Here is a 15,954-nt window from a genome sequence, read left to right as displayed (position 1 = left end):
ATGGCACGCAAGCCGCTCATCGCCGGCAACTGGAAGATGAATCTCAACCACCTCGAGGCCATCTCACTGGTGCAGAAGATCGCCTTCTCGTTGCCCGCGAAGTACTTCGACAAGGTCGACGTGACGGTCATTCCGCCGTTCACCGACATCCGTAGTGTGCAGACGCTCATCGAGGGCGACAAACTGCTGCTCACCTACGGTGCACAGGATGTGTCCGCACAGGACTCAGGCGCATACACCGGTGAGATCAGCGGTTCGATGCTCGCGAAGCTCGGCTGTACGTTCGTCGTCGTCGGTCACTCCGAGCGTCGGACGCTGCACAGCGAGGACGACGCGACGGTACTGGCCAAGACCAAAGCAGCGCTGAAGCACGGCCTCACGCCGATCGTCTGCATCGGTGAGGGACTGAACATCCGTGAAGCCGGCGAACACGTGTCCTACAACGTGACGCAGCTGCGCGGGTCGCTCGAGGGCCTGTCCGCCGAGGACATCGCCAAGGTCGTCATCGCGTACGAGCCGGTGTGGGCCATCGGCACGGGCCGGGTTGCCAGTGCCGCGGACGCGCAGGAAGTCTGTGCTGCCATCCGCGACGAGCTGAAGACGCTGGCGTCGGCCGACGTCGCCGCAGGTGTCCGCGTTCTGTACGGCGGATCGGTCAACGCCAAGAACGTCGGCGAGATCGTCGCCCAGACCGACGTCGACGGCGCCCTGGTCGGTGGAGCGTCGCTCAAGGCGGACGAATTCGCCACCCTGTCGGCTATCGCAGCCGGCGGGCCCCTGCCGTGATCGTGCTGTCGTGATGCCCGTCCGCTGACGGGCAGAACAAGATTGTGCTGCCGTGCCACCGCCTCTACCGGAGGCGGTGGCACGGCGGTGTCCGTTGGACAGGTAGGCTGTCAGCGGTCGTGAGCTGAATCGATGTGAGGCGGACATGGAACTGTTTCTGGATATCTTGCTGGTCGTCACCAGCTTGGCGCTGATTCTTCTGGTGCTGTTGCACCGGGGTAAGGGCGGCGGTCTGTCCAGTCTGTTCGGTGGCGGCGTGCAGTCCTCGTTGTCGAGCTCCACGGTCGTCGAGAAGAACCTCGACCGCCTGACCATCTTCACCGGCATCATCTGGTTGATCGCCATCCTGGGCATCGGCCTCGAGATCAAGTTCTCCTGATCCAGCATCCCCACGATCCGGCGCGGTTTGTCTTTACATATCATGCGCTGATCTCCGGCATCGCAAGGGCCTCGGGCTGCGTGCCGGGAGTGCGTGCACGATAATCGCTCCATGAGCGAAACCCCTTTCGAGTCGGCCGGATCACCTGCGTTCGTGACACCGACGATCCAGGGTCGTGAGCTGACCGAACCCCTGCGCGAGGACATCCGTTATCTCGGAGGCATTCTCGGCGACATCATCCGTGAGCACGAAGGCGAGGAGACGTTCGATCTTGTCGAGCGTGCGCGCGTCGAGTCGTTCGCCGTCCGCCGCTCCGAGGTCGACCGTGACACGTCGGTCGGCACGTACGCCGATACCGCAGTCGCGCAAGCGATTCCGCTCATCCGCGCATTCAGTCACTTCTCGCTTCTGGCCAACCTCGCCGAAGACCTGCACCGGGAACGTCGGCGCGCGATCCACCTCGACCGCGAGGATCCCCCGCAGGACAGCAGCCTCGACGCCACGTGGGTCAAGCTCGACTCCGCGAACCTGACCCGTGAGCAGGTAGCCACCGCACTGACGGATGCCCTTGTGTCACCGGTCATCACAGCGCATCCGACGGAGACGCGTCGTCGTACGGTGTTCGATGTCCAGTCGAAGATCACCGAGTTGATGCGTCGTCGCGAGGTGGCGTCGGCTGCAGCGTCGAGCAAGGCTGCCTCGGCGGCGAAAGAGCTCGCAGCCATCGACGTCCAGATCAGGAGGCAGGTCCTCACCCTGTGGGAGACGGCCCTGATTCGGTTGTCGCGCTTGCGGATTCAAGACGAGATCGAGGTCGGTCTCCGGTACTTCGAGACGTCGCTCTTCGACGTGATCCCCGCTCTGAACGCCGATGTGCGGGCTGCGCTGCGTCAGCGGTATCCCGAGGACGGGCTGCTGCCACGGCCGATTCTGCGCCCCGGTTCCTGGATCGGTGGCGACCGCGACGGCAATCCCAACGTCACCGGCGATGTCGTGCACACCGCGACGCATCAGGCGGGATACGTTGCATTCGCGCACTACTTCGACGAATTGGTCGCGCTCGAGAAGGAACTGTCGATGTCCGCGCGTCTGGTCGACGTCGCCGACGAGTTGTCCACCCTCGCCGCGGAAGCGGGGGATCCCGACGACCGCCGCGACGACGAGCCGTATCGCGTTGCGGTACGGGGCATTCGCGCCCGACTGACCGCGACCGCGGCTGCGGTGTTGGACTCGCTGCCCGTGTCGGCACTCGATCTGGGTTCGACTCCGTACGGCACCCCGCAGGATGTGCTGAACGATCTCGACGTCATCGATCGTGCTCTGCGCGCGGACGGAGACGCACTGATCGCCGACGATCGGTTGCTGGCGCTCAGGCAGGCCGTCGAGACGTTCGGGTTCCATCTGCAGGCGCTCGACATGCGTCAGAACTCGGAGACCCACGAGGAGGTCGTCGCCGAGTTGTTGGCGTGGGCCGGAGTTCACCCGGACTATGCATCGCTCGACGAGGACGAACGCGTCGCGGTCCTGTCGCGTGAGCTGACCACACGACGTCCCCTCGTCGGCCCGACGGCCGAGTTGAGCGAGCTCGCGACCAAGGAACTCGGTATCGTCCGTGCCGCGAAAACCGCCATCGATCACCTGGGTCCTGACACGATCCAGAACTACATCATCAGCATGTGCCAGTCGGTCAGCGACATGCTCGAGGCAACGCTGCTCCTCAAGGAAGCGGGCATCTTCGATCCGGGCGCCGACGGGTCCGCCCCGACGTCGACGGTCGGCGTCGTTCCTCTGTTCGAGACGATCGAGGACCTGCAGCAGGGCGCCGAGACGCTGGTCGCCACGTTGAACGTTCCGGTCTACCGTGCCCTCGTCGAAGGCCGCGGCATGAACCAGGAGGTCATGCTCGGCTACTCCGACTCCAACAAGGACGGCGGCTACCTCGCCGCGAACTGGGCGCTCTACCGCGCCGAGTTGGATCTGCTCGAGGCGTCGCGTTCCACCGGCATTCGGTTGCGTCTGTTCCACGGCCGCGGCGGCACGGTCGGACGCGGCGGCGGCCCGAGCTACGACGCCATCCTCGCCCAGCCTCCCGGCGTCGTGCAGGGTTCGCTTCGGCTGACCGAGCAGGGCGAGATCATCGCGGCGAAGTACGCGGAACCGTCGATGGCGCGGCGCAACCTCGAATCGCTCGTCGCGGGCACTCTCGAATCGACGCTGCTCGACGTCGAGGGACTCGGCGACGGTGCCGAGCCGGCCTACGCCGTGCTCGACGACCTCGCCGCGAAAGCCCGTGCGGCATACGGCCGTCTGGTGCACGAAGAGCCCGGGTTCGTGGAGTACTTCCGAACGTCCACGCCGGTCGCCGAAGTGGGCGAGCTGAACATCGGTAGCCGCCCCGCGTCGAGAAAGCCGACCAACTCGGTGTACGACCTTCGTGCGATCCCGTGGGTGATGTCGTGGAGCCAGTGCCGCGTCATGCTGCCCGGGTGGTACGGCACCGGCACCGCGTTCGAGGAATGGGTCGACGGTGACGACGAGAAGTTGGCCGTGCTGACGGACCTGTATCGCAAGTGGCCGTTCTTCCAGACGGTCCTGTCGAACCTCGCGCAGGTCATGGCGAAGTCGGATCTGGGCATCGCCGCTCGTTACGCGGAACTGGTTCCCGACGCCGCGCTCCGCGACCACATCTTCGGGATGATCGAAACCGAGCACGCGAAGACCATCGAGATGTACCTGAAGATCACCGGGCACTCGCGGTTGCTCGAGGACAACCCGGCTCTGGAACGGTCGGTGCACAACCGCTTCCCGTATCTCGAACCGCTGAACCAGATGCAGGTGGAGATGCTGCGCCGCTTCCGCGCGGGTGACGACGACGAGCGTGTCAAACGTGGGATCCTGTTGACGATGAACGGGCTTGCGACGGCGTTGCGCAACAGCGGATAGCAGCTCGAGGTCGGGTCATCGAGGACCGTATCGGTCCTCGATGGCCACTACCGTCCCCGGCATGACCTCATTCACCGCATCGCCTTTCCGCGTCGACATTCCTCAGGCCGAGCTGGACGATCTCCGGAGACGACTGGCCGACACCCGGTGGCCCGACGAGCTGCCCGGTGTGGGTTGGGACTACGGCGTCCCCGTCTCGTATCTTCGTGAGTTGGTCGAGTACTGGAGCACGTCGCTCGACTGGCGCGCTCGTGAGAAGGAACTCAACCAATATCCGCAGTTCGTCGCCGACATCGACGGCCGGTCGGTGCACTACGTACACGTGGAATCGCCGGAACCCGATGCGATTCCGCTCGTCCTGGTGCACGGATGGCCGTTCGAGGACTTCTCGGACGTGATCGGACCGCTCACCGATCCCCGCGCGCACGGTGGCGGGTCTGCGCAGGCGTTCCATCTCGTGATTCCGACGTTGCCCGGTTTCGGTTTCTCCGGCCCGACGACGCAGCCCGGCGAGGCGGACACACTGCGTTCCGCCGAGATCGTCGCGCGCCTCATGGACGAGCTCGGATACGAACGCTACGGCGCTCAAGGCGGTGACGCCGGCTCGTTCATCGCCCCGCAACTCGGCCGTATGGCCCCCGATCGAGTACTCGGGGTTCACCTGAACGGGCCGTTGACCATCCCGTCCTGGGATGACGACGGCAGCGGGTACAGCGCCGAGGATCAGGAAAAGATTGCGGCGCTGCAGGATTGGAGCAATGCCGAGACGTCGTCGTACGCGTCGATACATTCGACGCGGCCCGCGACCCTGGCTCCTGCGCTGACCGATTCGCCGACGGGCTTGCTGTCCTGGGTGATCGACGTCGTCAATACGTACATCGATCCCGCGAAGAGCCTGGCCGACGCGATCGACCGAGACACGCTGCTCACGAACGTCAGCGTTCTGTGGTTCACCAAGACCATCGGTTCGTCGATGCGCCTGTACAAGGAATCGGGCCAGTGGGGAGCGGAGTTGACGTCGTCCGGCGTGCCCACGGCCGTGGCAGTATTCGCGCGGGACACCACCATTCGCGGTATCGCCGAGAAGCAGAACAACATCGTGCGGTGGACCGAGTTCGATCACGGTGGTCATTTCGCATCGATGGAGACTCCCGACGACCTGGTCGCCGATCTGCGGGCCTTCTTCTCGTCCGTCGCACAGTAAGAGCGGACGGTGGAACCGTTCGGTCCGCGGTCGCGTCAGAACGGGTAGGAAGCAGAGTCTTTTCTATCCGGGGGAGTGGCCGTGGGGCACTGTGCGAGCGAAGCCCGTTCGTGGCGTGACGGTACCGCGTATCGGACACACGGCAGGCGGCCGATCGGTGGTCGAGTGCAGCCGACCACTGGGCTGGACGATGCAAGCCCCTCTGTACCCGCCGATGCGCGCTGCATCATGGACGGTCGCGCCGCGAACGACGACGACGTCGAATCCAGTTGATGAGCAACCGGATTCGACGCCGTCGTGAGTCGCTGTCTACTTCTCCAGTTCGGACGCCGCAGCCTCGTCGAGGAACCACACCGTCGACTCGGAACCGATCGCTCCTGCCGACGGTACGTCGTCGGCGGAGGCGCCGCCGACTGCTGCCGCAACGGCCTCGGCCTTGGCGGCCCCGGACACCAACAGCCATACATGCTTCGCACGCTGAACTGCAGGCAGTGTCAACGTGATTCGCACGGGCGGAGGCTTCGGGGAATTCTCGACCGCCACGACATAGTGTGTCGTCTCGCGGACCGCATCGGTGTGGGGAAACAGTGAGTTGATGTGTCCCTCGCCGCCCATGCCGAGCAGGTGGACGTCGAACTCCGGTGCACGTTCTCCGTCCACGCCGTGCGAGTGCAGAATCTGGGCGTAGGACGCCGCGGCCACCTCCGGATCGCTCTCGTGCGGACCGTCGGATGCAGCCATCCTGAACACCCGATCCGGATGCACGGCAACGTGATTCAGCAGCGCGTCGGCCGCCTGTACCTCGTTGCGCTCGGGATCGCCTGCCGGAAGGAACCGTTCGTCACCGAAATAGACGTCGACGCGGCCCCAGTCGATACCGCCCGAATCCTTCCTCAATGCCTCGAGCAACGCGATGCCCGTCCCACCGCCGGTGAGGACGACCGACGCGGAACCACGTGCCGCCTGCGCCGCGGTGACGACGTCGACGAACCGCGACCGCGCCGCATCCACGAGCGCGTCCGCATCCAGGAATCGCAGAACCGATGTCTCACTCATAGGTCACCTTCGACAGTCCGTTCAGTGCCAGCTCGTAGATCTCGTCGGTGTCGAGTCTGCGCAGCTCTTCCGCCAGGCATTCTCGTGTCTCCCGGCGTGCAAGTGCGACCTCGGCATCGGGCTGACCCGTCCGACGCAGGGTTGCCGTCTTGCCGGTCTGCGGCCGAGTGATCGAGATGGTGCTGGTCTCCCGGTGCATCTCGACCTTCAACTCGCCGGCGCGTCGGTGAACCGGCACATCGAGTTTGGCGGCCAGCCAGCCGGCGAGGATGTCCAACGCGGGTTCCTCGGCCAGACCCGACACTGTCACCGACACCACCTTCTCGTGGGGCGGCTGATCCAGTGCCGTCGCGAGAAGCCCACGCCAGTACGTGATCCGGCTCCAGGACAGGTCGGTGTCGCCCTGTCGATAGCTCGCGGTCCGGCTCTTGATCGCCTCGGTGGTGTCGGGTGCGTTCGTCGCATCGGTGATGCGTCGAATGGCCAAGCGTCCCAACGGATCCTGAGCAGGGACGGCAGGCGCCTCGTCCGGCCACCACGCGACGATCGGGGTGTCGGGAAGCAGGAACGGAATCACGACACTGTGTTCGTGATCCGCGAGCTCGCCGTTCAGTCGAAGTACGACGACCTCGGACGCGCCCGCGTCACCTCCGACTCGGATCTGCGCGTCGAGGCTCGACTCGGCCGAACGATCTCCATGGGTGAGCACTATCACGCGGCACGGGTGCTCACGGCTCGCGTCGTTGGCCGCTTCTATCGCGCGCTCCGCCTTCTCGGAGTCCGAGCTCGCGACGATCAGCGTCAGCACACGTCCGATGGTGACGGCACCACCGGACTCGCGCAGCTCGACCAATTGCTTGCCGACCTCGGCCGTCGTGGTGTTCGGGATGTCGACGATCAAGGCCTTCTCCATTCACGTCCGGTGCGCTGCATCATCTCGTCACCGGAAGACGGTCCCCACGTACCGGCCTCGTAGGGCTCGGCGGTGCCGCCGGATGCCCAGTACTCGAGGATCGGGTCGAGGATCTTCCAGGACAGTTCGACCTCGGCGTTCACCGGGAACAGCGACGGTTCGCCCAGGAGCACGTCCAGGATGAGCCGTTCGTAGGCCTCGGGGGAGGACTCGGTGAACGCCTGCCCGTAGCTGAAGTCCATGCTGACGTCGCGGACCTGCATGCTCGAACCTGGAACCTTCGATCCGAAGCGCATCGTGACGCCTTCGTCGGGCTGCACTCGGATGACGAGTGCGTTCTGCCCGAGTTCCTCGGTCATCGTCGCGTCGAACGGAAGATGCGGCGCGCGTTTGAAGACCATGGCGATCTCGGTGACGCGTCGTCCCAGTGCCTTGCCTGTGCGCAGGTAGAACGGCACTCCACCCCAGCGTCGGGTTTCGACGTTGAGCGTGATCGCGGCGTAGGTCTCGGTGTTCGACTCGGCGTCGAATCCCTCTTCTTCCTTGAGGCCCTTGACCTTCTGGCTTCCCTGCCACCCCGCGGTGTACTGCCCTCGCGCAGAGGTCTCCCCGAGTGGTTCGGCGAGTGTGGTGGCCGAGAGAACCTTGATCTTCTCCGACTGCAGCTCCGACGGGCTGAAGCTGACCGGCTCTTCCATGGCGGTGATGGCCAACAGCTGCAGCAGGTGGTTCTGGATCACGTCGCGAGCGGCACCGATGCCGTCGTAATAGCCTGCGCGCCCGCCCAATCCGATGTCCTCGGCCATGGTGATCTGCACGTGGTCGACGTAGTGAGCGTTCCAGATCGGATCGAACAACTGGTTCGCGAAGCGCAGAGCCAGGATGTTCTGCACCGTCTCCTTGCCGAGGTAGTGGTCGATCCGAAAGACGGTGTCCTCCGGAAAGACTCGGTTCACGACGGCGTTGAGCTCCTGAGCGCTCTCGAGGTCGTGACCGAACGGCTTCTCGATGACGACGCGTCGCCACTTGTCACCCTCGCCCTGAGCGAGGCCGGACCGCGAGAGCTGTTCGAGAACGACGGGGAACGCGCCGGGCGGAATCGACAGGTAGAACCCGTGATTGCCGCCGGTGCCGCGAGTCTCGTCGAGCTCTGCGAGCGTGCGGGACAGCTCGTCGAATGCGGCGTCGTCGTCGAACGATCCCTGGACGAACCGAAATCCTTCGGCGAGCGTGTTCCACACCTCCTCGCTGAACGGCGTACGCGCATGGTCGCGGACCGCGTCGTGCACGATCTTGGCGAAATCCTCGTTGCCCCACTCGCGCCTGGCGAAACCGACCAGGGCGAAACCGGGGGGAAGGAGCCCCCGGTTCGCCAGGTCGTATACCGCAGGCATGAGCTTCTTGCGCGCGAGATCGCCTGTGACTCCGAAGATCACGAGACTGCATGGTCCGGCGATTCGTGGAAGACGCTTGTCACTTCGATCGCGGAGGGGGTTCTTCCACTCCGCAGGATTCTTCGGAACGGAATCCTTGGTGTCGGTGTCTGCGGTGGTCACGTGTCTAGCTCTTTTGGCCCGCTTGACGCAGCTGCTCACCGGTCGCGTCGAGCAGTTCGGTCCACGACGCCTCGAACTTGCTGACGCCTTCGTTCTCGAGCGTCAGGAAGACGTCGGTGACGTCGATGCCGATGGCGGAGAGCTTGTCGAAGACCTCCTGCGATTCCGGGCCCTTGCCCGAGATCGTGTCACCGGTGACCACACCGTGGTCCGCGACTGCGTCGAGAGTCTTCTCGGGCATCGTGTTGACGGTGTTGGGTGAGACGAGGTCGGTGACGTAGAGCGTGTCCGAGTATGCCGGGTTCTTGACGCCGGTCGACGCCCAGAGCGGACGCTGCGGACGGCCACCGGAACCAGCGAGCTCGTGGAATCGAGGCCCGACCTCGAATGCCTGCTGGTACGCGACGTAGGCCAGGCGGGCGTTGGCGAGAGCGGCCTTGCCCTTCAGTGCCTCGGCGTCGGGAGTGCCGATCTTGTCCAGGCGTGCATCGATCTCGGTATCGACGCGGGAGACGAAGAACGATGCGACCGAGTGGATCTTGGAGAGGTCGTGCCCGGCCGCGCGAGCCGCTTCCAGTCCTTCGAGGTATGCGCCGATGACGGCTTCGTAGCGCTCGACCGAGAAGATGAGCGTGACGTTGACGCTGATGCCCTCGCCGATGACCTTGGCGATCGCCGGGATTCCCGCTTCGGTGGCCGGGATCTTGATCAGCACGTTCGGCCGGTCGACGATCTTCCACAGTTCGACGGCCTGCGCGACCGTCTTGTCCGTCTCGTGAGCCAGCCGCGGGTCGACCTCGATGGAGACGCGGCCGTCGACACCTGCCGACGACTCGAAGATCGGGGCGAAGATATCGCACGCGTTGCGCACGTCGTCGGTTGTGACGGTGCGGATGGTGGCATCGACGTCGGCGCCACGCTCGGCCAGCTCGCGCACCTGCGCGTCGTACGCGTCGCCCTTGCTGAGTGCAGCCTGGAAGATCGACGGGTTGGTGGTGACGCCGACGACGCTCTTGCTGTCGATCAGCTCCTGCAGGTTGCCGGAGGTGATGCGATCGCGGGACAGATCGTCGAGCCAGACGGATACGCCTGCTGCGGACAGATCTGCGAGGTTCTTGTTCTGGGTCATGGGGTTATCCCTTCACATTGGTGATCGAGCGCTGTGCGGCGGCGACCACGGCCTCGGCCGTGAATCCGTACTCGCGGAACAGCGTCTTGGCGTCTGCCGACTCGCCGAAGTGCTCGAGCGAGATGATCTCGCCGAAGCCGCCGACGATCGGGTACCACGGCATCGCGATACCGGCTTCGATGGAGACACGAGCCTTGACGGTGGGCGGGAGGACCTGGTCGCGGTAGTTCTGGTCTTGGCTGTAGAACCACTCGACACACGGCAACGACACGACGCGCGCCGCAATTCCCTGCTCTTCGAGCGTCTTCTGAGCCTCGACGGCGTACTGCAGCTCGGAGCCGGTACCGATGAGGATGACGTCGGGCGCCGCCTTCGAGGACTCGGAGAGGATGTAGCCGCCCTTCGACACGCCTTCGTAGCTCGTGCCTTCGAGGACCGGGATGCCCTGACGCGTCAGCGCCAGACCGACGGGGCCGCTGCTGCTGGACCGTGCCAGCACCGACTGCCACGCGTACGCCGTTTCGTTGGCGTCACCCGGACGCACGACGGACAGGTTGGGGATCGCGCGCAGCGCCGCGAGATGCTCGACGGGCTGGTGCGTCGGGCCGTCTTCGCCGAGTCCGATCGAATCGTGGGTCCACACGTAGATCGGGTCGATGTCCATGAGCGACGCGAGACGAACCGCGGGGCGCATGTAGTCGCTGAACTGCATGAACGTGCCGCCGTACGCACGCGTCGGTCCGTGCATGACGATGCCCGAGAGAATCGAGCCCATCGCGTGCTCACGGATACCGAAGTGCAGGGTACGACCGTAGGGCTCGGCATCCCAGTCGTCGGTCGAGATCGACGTCGGGCCGAAGGACTTGGCACCCTTGATGGTGGTGTTGTTGCTGCCCGCGAGGTCGGCAGAGCCGCCCCACAGCTCGGGCAGAACGGGGCCGACGGCACTGAGAACCTCGCCCGACGCGGCGCGCGTCGCGAGAGCCTTGCTGCCCGGCTCCCACTTCGGAAGGACGTCGGTCCAGCCTTCGGGGAGGTCGCCCGCGGTCAGGCGGTCGAGCAGCTTCTTGCGCTCGGGCTCACGGGCGGCCCATGCGTCGAACTGGGTGTTCCATTCCGCGTGTGCCTTGCGGCCACGTTCCTGCAGAGAGCGAGTGTGCGTGATGACCTCGTCGGTCACCTCGAACTTCTTCTCGGGATCGAAGTCGAGCGCCTTCTTGACCTTGGCGATCTCTTCGTCGCCGAGGGCAGCACCGTGAACGGCACCGGTGTTCATCATCGTCGGCGCCGGGAAGCCGATGATGGTGCGCAGCACGATGATCGACGGCTTGTCGGTGACGGCCTTGGCCTTCTCGATGGCCTCTTCGATGGCGACGACGTTCTCGCCACCCTCGACGACCTGGACGTGCCAGCCGTATGCCTCGTAACGGAGGGCGGTGTTCTCGGACAGTGCGATGTCGGTGGCGTGCTCGATCGAGATCTTGTTGTCGTCGTAGAACAGAATCAGGTTGCCGAGCTGCTGCGTGCCTGCCAGCGACGACGCCTCGGACGTCACACCCTCTTCGATGTCGCCGTCGGACGCAATCACGTAGATGTAGTGATCGAACGGGCTCTCACCGAGTGCAGGCTCGGGATCGAACAGTCCACGCTCGCGACGTGACGCCATCGCCATGCCGACTGCGGATGCGAGGCCCTGGCCGAGGGGGCCGGTGGTGATCTCGACGCCGTCCGTGTGGCGGAACTCGGGGTGTCCGGGTGTCTTCGACTTGAACGTGCGGAGCGACTCGATGTCGACCAGTTCGAGACCGAATCCACCCAAGTACAACTGCAAGTACAGGGTGAGGCTGGAGTGACCGCACGACAGAACGAATCGGTCGCGTCCGATCCAGTGGGTGTCGTTCGGATCGTGACGCATCGTGCGCTGGAACAGCGTGTAGGCGAGCGGGGCCAGGCTCATCGCAGTGCCGGGGTGCCCGTTGCCGACCTTCTGCACCGCATCTGCAGCGAGGACGCGGACGGTGTCGACCGCCCTGGTGTCCAGGTCCGTCCAGTCGCTTGGGTGGTGCGCCGTGGTGAGGACGTCAATATCGTCTGTGATCGACACGAGCAGAGATCTCCTGACATTGGTACGGGTAAGGCCAGTCGCGCGCGCCGATCCGTCCGGCATCGGAACACGTCGGCTACCAGCCTAGTTCCGAGCACGTCCGCTGTCGTGCCTTCCCCCTCCCGGCACGGTTTGGGTGCCCTGAGAATTGGAGACGGGATGGTCGACGTCTACCATCGCTTGTAGTAGTACGCATCCGCACCGAATTCGTCGGTGTCGACGTGTGCCTGCACTCAGCCGAGTGCCTTCATGTTCATCGAGCCCGTGCGAGGAGACGTAGTGCGAATTGGGCAGCAGCCGGGCGGCCACGGATTCGCAGGCGGCCCGAGCCACCCCGATGACCACGATCGGGGCGAGGACACGCATCCGGCCGAGACGTCGGCGTTCAAACGAGCGATCGCGTTGGTTCTCGCGTATGTCGCGTTGACCAAGCCGCGGGTCATCGAGCTCCTTCTCGTGACGACCATCCCCGCGATGTTGCTCGCCGATCGCGGACACGTTCAGCCGTGGCTGATCCTGACGACGCTGTTCGGCGGCATGCTCGCAGCGGCCAGCGCCAACTGCCTCAACATGGTCGCGGATGCGGACATCGACAAGGTCATGGCCAGGACAGCCAAGCGTCCGCTGGCGCGAGGCGCGATGCCCGTGTCCCACGCGTTCGTGTTCGGCGTGACTCTGGGCATCATCTCGTTCTTCTGGCTGTGGGCGACGACGAATCTGCTCAGCGGCATCCTCGCCGTCGTCACCATCTGCTTCTATATCTTCGTCTACACCCTTGTGCTCAAGCGTCGGACGTCGCAGAACGTGGTCTGGGGCGGGGCAGCTGGGTGCATGCCCGTCATGATCGGTTGGTCCGCGGTGACCGGCACGATCGGCTGGCAGGCCGTCGTGATGTTCCTGGTCATCTTCCTGTGGACGCCGCCGCACACATGGGCGTTGATGCTCCGCTACAAGGAGGACTATCAGGCCGCGAACGTCCCGATGCTGCCTGCGGTGGCGTCGGAGACCAAGGTGACGAAGCACATCGTCGTCTACTCGTGGGCCACGGTCGCCGCGACGCTCGCTCTGGCTCCGGGATCGGGCGTCATCTACGCCGCGGTCGCGCTGGCTGCGGGCATCTGGTTCCTGGTCGTCGCGCATCGGTTGTATGCCGGCGTTCGAGCCGGGACACCGGTGAAGCCGCTGAAGCTGTTCATCCTGTCGAACGAGTATCTGGCGCTGGTGTTCTGCGGCTTGGCCGTCGACTCGGTCATCGGCTGGGACACGCTCGCGCAGCTCGTCTCCTGACCATGTGCACGAAAATACATAGCCCGCTATGTATTTCCGTGCACATGGGGCGAAGCCCCCGCTAGGGAATCAGCACGATCGATCCCGTCGTCTGACGACCCTCGAGATCCGTGTGCGCCGCCGACGCCTCGGCCAGGGGATAGGTGGCACCGATCCGGATCTTCAGGACTCCGTCCGCCACGGCCTTGAAGATGTCGCCGGCCCGCCATTCGAGCTCGCTTCGATCCCGCACGTGGTGCGCGAGCGTGGGACGCGTCAGGAAGATCGAGCCTGCTCCGTTCAGTCGCTGAGGATCGAACGGCGGCACCGGTCCGCTGGCCGCACCGAACAGTGCCAACGTGCCCCTGATTCGTAGTGATGCAAGGCTCTGCTCGAACGTCGACGCCCCGACCCCGTCGTAGACCGCGTGCACACCTTCCCCGTCCGTGAGTTCGCGGACGCGCGCGGCGATGTCGTCGTCGTACCGAAGCACGTGCGACGCGCCGGTCTCCCGCGACAGTGTCTCCTTGATGTCCGACGACACCGTCGTGATGACCGACACACCCTTGGCGACCGCGAGTTGCGTGAGGATCAGCCCGACGCCGCCGGCGCCTGCGTGCACGAGCACCGTCTCACCTGTGCGAGCCGGATACGTCGACTCGAGCAGGTAGTGAGCAGTCATTCCCTGCAACAAGGCCGACGCCGCCTGGTCGGCGGGAACCCCGTCGGGGACCGCGACGGCGACCCGTGCCGGCACTATCACCTTTTCGGCGTAGCTACCGGGGGCGGCCGCCCACGCGACACGCTGACCGACGACGAACTCCGTCACCGACGGTCCGACCTGCTCGACGATTCCGGCCCCCTCGTCGCCCGGCACGTAGGGCAGGGAGCGACTGTAGAGGCCCTTGCGAAAGTAGGTGTCGATGAAGTTGATACCGATCGCCTCGACGCGGACCAGAAGCTCACCCTCGGCCGGAGTCGGTTCGTCGATGTCGACGGACTGCAGTACTTCGGGGCCACCGGTCTCACGAATCTCTGTTGCTCGCATGGCTCGTTTCTACACGGTGGGCATGTCTGGCTTACGTTACCGAGCGGTATTGTGCAGCAATGGCTACCGATTCAGAGAAGTCGCTGCAGGAGATCTCGGACCAGGCACAGGACGCCCCGAAGACGGAGGTGCCCGCCGGTGCGCTGAAGGCCGTCCGCGCATTCGTCGGTGAGCACGGCGGATCTGCCAGCGCAGTCCTTCAGCCGATCGGCCGCGCCGGTACGAGGCTCACCCTCGTCGGCGCAGACGGTGTTCTGGGGGACCAGGTCGTCGCGAACGACGAGGTCGCTCGCGCATTGGTCGCGGAGGTCGAGTCTCTCACCGAATCCGAGTGGGATCGTGAGCTGATCAGTTCGGTCAACCCCGCGCCCGGGCACTATCGAAAGATGGCGGGATGGGTTGCGCGCCAGACTCGCTTCCCGAAGGCCCGAAACGCAGTGCTCGAAAAATAATCTCGAAACCGGGGAACCGAACGTTTGTCGGGCGCGTCGAATTGGGTGGAGAGGTAGTCGGTCGTCTGAGGGGGAGACCGGCCACCTCTCCCCGTTCTCAGGTCGTCGGAATGGAAGCAGGCTGTTCGGTGGCACTGCCGAGTCCGGTGAGCCTGTGGGTTCGGCATGCTGCCCAGACAGCCGCGGTCGCGGCGGTGCAGGCACCTGCACCGGCTACGTGCACCGCCACCAGCGCGGCAGGCACGTCTGTGAAGTACTGCACAACGCCGACCAGTGCCTGCGCCACCACGATTCCGATCAGAATCCACAGTCGCTTCTTGATGGTCTCGGTGGCGCGGACAGCGTAGAGCGCGAAGCCGAGTCCGACGAGCAGCGCCAAATAGGCCACGAGTAGCTGCGCGTGCAAGTGCACGAGGGTGACGATCTCCACCTCGAGCCTCGGAACGGGTTCCTCGATGCTCTTGTCGCCCGCGTGCGGACCAGCCCCGGTGACCATCGTGCCCGCCACGAGCACGGCCGCAAGGACGATCCCAGACAGCCCGGTCAGCTGACGCAGTGGTTCTGGCACGGTCTTGGTGACCTCGACTCCGTCGTCGTGCTCGCCGACCTTGAAGTACAGCAGCGTGGCCAGCCACACCATCGCCATCGAGACCACCAGGTGAATCGCGACGGTCCACCACAGCAGACCCGTCAGCACGGTGAAGCCGCCGATGACGGCCTGCGCGACGGTTCCCAGTGGCATCAGCCAGGCGAAGACGAGGACGTTGCGTCGGCGACGAGCCCGCGTCACGGCCACCACGATCGCGGCAGCGGCGAGTACGACGACGAACGTCAGAAGGCGGTTGCCGAACTCGACGGCCTGGTGCAGGACCGGGACTTCCGAGACTCCGACGGGAGTGAAACTGCCGGGAAAGCATTGCGGCCACGTCGGGCACCCCAGTCCCGATGCCGTCACACGGACGATCGCACCCGTGACGGCGATACCGCCCTGGGTGAGGATGACGATGAACGCCAGAATCTTCTGCACCCGCAGCGACGGGAGGGGAAAGCGGTCGACGACGCTCAGAAACGCTCGATACAGCACGTGGTGATGGTAATGGTCGATCAACTACAGCCTG

At 65.0% G+C, this 15,954-nt stretch carries 13 protein-coding genes; 6 read left to right on the top strand and 7 right to left on the bottom strand.

Features of this window, described 5'->3' with window-relative positions; all coding sequences use genetic code 11:
* From tpiA to CHB96_RS00710, 4 genes are all read left to right on the top strand, one after another.
* Positions 1-786: a triose-phosphate isomerase gene (tpiA, locus tag CHB96_RS00725; protein WP_089242666.1), complete on the top strand. Its 786-nt coding sequence runs from the start codon at positions 1-3 to the stop codon at positions 784-786.
* Between the two features lie 145 nt (positions 787-931).
* The gene (gene secG, locus CHB96_RS00720; RefSeq protein ID WP_089242665.1) at positions 932-1,165 is read left to right on the top strand and encodes a preprotein translocase subunit SecG; all 234 of its coding nucleotides are present in this window, start codon (positions 932-934) and stop codon (positions 1,163-1,165) included.
* 111 nt (positions 1,166-1,276) lie between these two features.
* Positions 1,277-4,108, top strand: a complete 2,832-nt coding sequence (gene ppc / locus CHB96_RS00715; protein WP_089242664.1) for a phosphoenolpyruvate carboxylase — start codon at positions 1,277-1,279, stop codon at positions 4,106-4,108.
* A gap of 61 nt (positions 4,109-4,169) precedes the next feature.
* Positions 4,170-5,312: an epoxide hydrolase family protein gene (locus tag CHB96_RS00710; RefSeq protein ID WP_089243020.1), complete on the top strand. Its 1,143-nt coding sequence runs from the start codon at positions 4,170-4,172 to the stop codon at positions 5,310-5,312.
* 309 nt (positions 5,313-5,621) lie between these two features.
* Here the strand turns inward: CHB96_RS00710 and pgl are convergent, their stop codons facing one another.
* The 5 genes from pgl to tkt are packed head-to-tail and all read right to left on the bottom strand — an operon-like array spanning position 5,622 to position 12,133.
* The gene (gene pgl / locus CHB96_RS00705; RefSeq protein WP_089242663.1) at positions 5,622-6,368 is read right to left on the bottom strand and encodes a 6-phosphogluconolactonase; all 747 of its coding nucleotides are present in this window, start codon (positions 6,366-6,368) and stop codon (positions 5,622-5,624) included.
* A complete protein-coding gene (gene opcA / locus CHB96_RS00700) occupies positions 6,361-7,269 on the bottom strand; it encodes a glucose-6-phosphate dehydrogenase assembly protein OpcA (protein WP_342746225.1) in 909 nt (302 codons plus the stop codon). Before opcA ends, pgl begins: the two co-directional genes overlap by 8 nt.
* Positions 7,266-8,837, bottom strand: a complete 1,572-nt coding sequence (gene zwf, locus CHB96_RS00695) for a glucose-6-phosphate dehydrogenase (protein WP_089242661.1) — start codon at positions 8,835-8,837, stop codon at positions 7,266-7,268. The genes opcA and zwf overlap by 4 nt, the downstream gene beginning before the upstream one ends.
* A gap of 4 nt (positions 8,838-8,841) precedes the next feature.
* Entirely contained in the window at positions 8,842-9,966 is a 1,125-nt protein-coding gene (gene tal, locus CHB96_RS00690) for a transaldolase (protein WP_089242660.1), read from the bottom strand.
* Positions 9,967-9,970: 4 nt separating this feature from the next.
* Positions 9,971-12,133, bottom strand: a complete 2,163-nt coding sequence (gene tkt / locus CHB96_RS00685; RefSeq protein ID WP_371828966.1) for a transketolase — start codon at positions 12,131-12,133, stop codon at positions 9,971-9,973.
* 216 nt (positions 12,134-12,349) lie between these two features.
* On the opposite strand from tkt, the gene CHB96_RS00680 reads away from it, so the two are divergent.
* Positions 12,350-13,357, top strand: coding sequence for a heme o synthase (locus CHB96_RS00680; RefSeq protein WP_089243019.1), 1,008 nt, complete (start codon positions 12,350-12,352; stop codon positions 13,355-13,357).
* 61 nt (positions 13,358-13,418) lie between these two features.
* On the opposite strand, the gene CHB96_RS00675 is transcribed toward CHB96_RS00680, so the two are convergent.
* On the bottom strand, positions 13,419-14,384 hold the full coding sequence (locus CHB96_RS00675) for a quinone oxidoreductase family protein (protein ID WP_089242658.1): 966 nt from the start codon (positions 14,382-14,384) through the stop codon (positions 13,419-13,421).
* Between the two features lie 59 nt (positions 14,385-14,443).
* Here CHB96_RS00675 and CHB96_RS00670 point away from each other — a divergent pair, with 59 nt between their 5' ends.
* Positions 14,444-14,836, top strand: coding sequence for a hypothetical protein (locus tag CHB96_RS00670; RefSeq protein ID WP_089242657.1), 393 nt, complete (start codon positions 14,444-14,446; stop codon positions 14,834-14,836).
* Between the two features lie 97 nt (positions 14,837-14,933).
* Here CHB96_RS00670 and CHB96_RS00665 read toward each other — a convergent pair whose 3' ends face one another.
* A complete protein-coding gene (locus CHB96_RS00665; protein WP_089242656.1) occupies positions 14,934-15,920 on the bottom strand; it encodes a COX15/CtaA family protein in 987 nt (328 codons plus the stop codon).
* Positions 15,921-15,954 lie beyond the last annotated feature (34 nt).

It is taken from the genome of Rhodococcoides kyotonense, from assembly GCF_900188125.1.
Lineage (GTDB): Bacteria > Actinomycetota > Actinomycetes > Mycobacteriales > Mycobacteriaceae > Rhodococcoides > Rhodococcoides kyotonense.
Note: the sequence above shows the minus strand (reverse complement) of the source record. Positions and strands in the feature narration are given on the sequence as shown.

What these genes read in the sequence shown, in the direction of transcription:
- tkt (WP_371828966.1), bottom strand. Translation starts at nt 12,133, where the DNA reads ATGCCGGACGGATCGGCGCGCGCGACTGGCCTTACCCGTACCAATGTC.
- tal (WP_089242660.1), bottom strand. Translation starts at nt 9,966, where the DNA reads ATGACCCAGAACAAGAACCTCGCAGATCTGTCCGCAGCAGGCGTATCC.
- CHB96_RS00670 (WP_089242657.1), top strand. Translation starts at nt 14,444, where the DNA reads ATGGCTACCGATTCAGAGAAGTCGCTGCAGGAGATCTCGGACCAGGCA.
- CHB96_RS00675 (WP_089242658.1), bottom strand. Translation starts at nt 14,384, where the DNA reads ATGCGAGCAACAGAGATTCGTGAGACCGGTGGCCCCGAAGTACTGCAG.
- tpiA (WP_089242666.1), top strand. Translation starts at nt 1, where the DNA reads ATGGCACGCAAGCCGCTCATCGCCGGCAACTGGAAGATGAATCTCAAC.
- pgl (WP_089242663.1), bottom strand. Translation starts at nt 6,368, where the DNA reads ATGAGTGAGACATCGGTTCTGCGATTCCTGGATGCGGACGCGCTCGTG.
- ppc (WP_089242664.1), top strand. Translation starts at nt 1,277, where the DNA reads ATGAGCGAAACCCCTTTCGAGTCGGCCGGATCACCTGCGTTCGTGACA.
- CHB96_RS00710 (WP_089243020.1), top strand. Translation starts at nt 4,170, where the DNA reads ATGACCTCATTCACCGCATCGCCTTTCCGCGTCGACATTCCTCAGGCC.
- secG (WP_089242665.1), top strand. Translation starts at nt 932, where the DNA reads ATGGAACTGTTTCTGGATATCTTGCTGGTCGTCACCAGCTTGGCGCTG.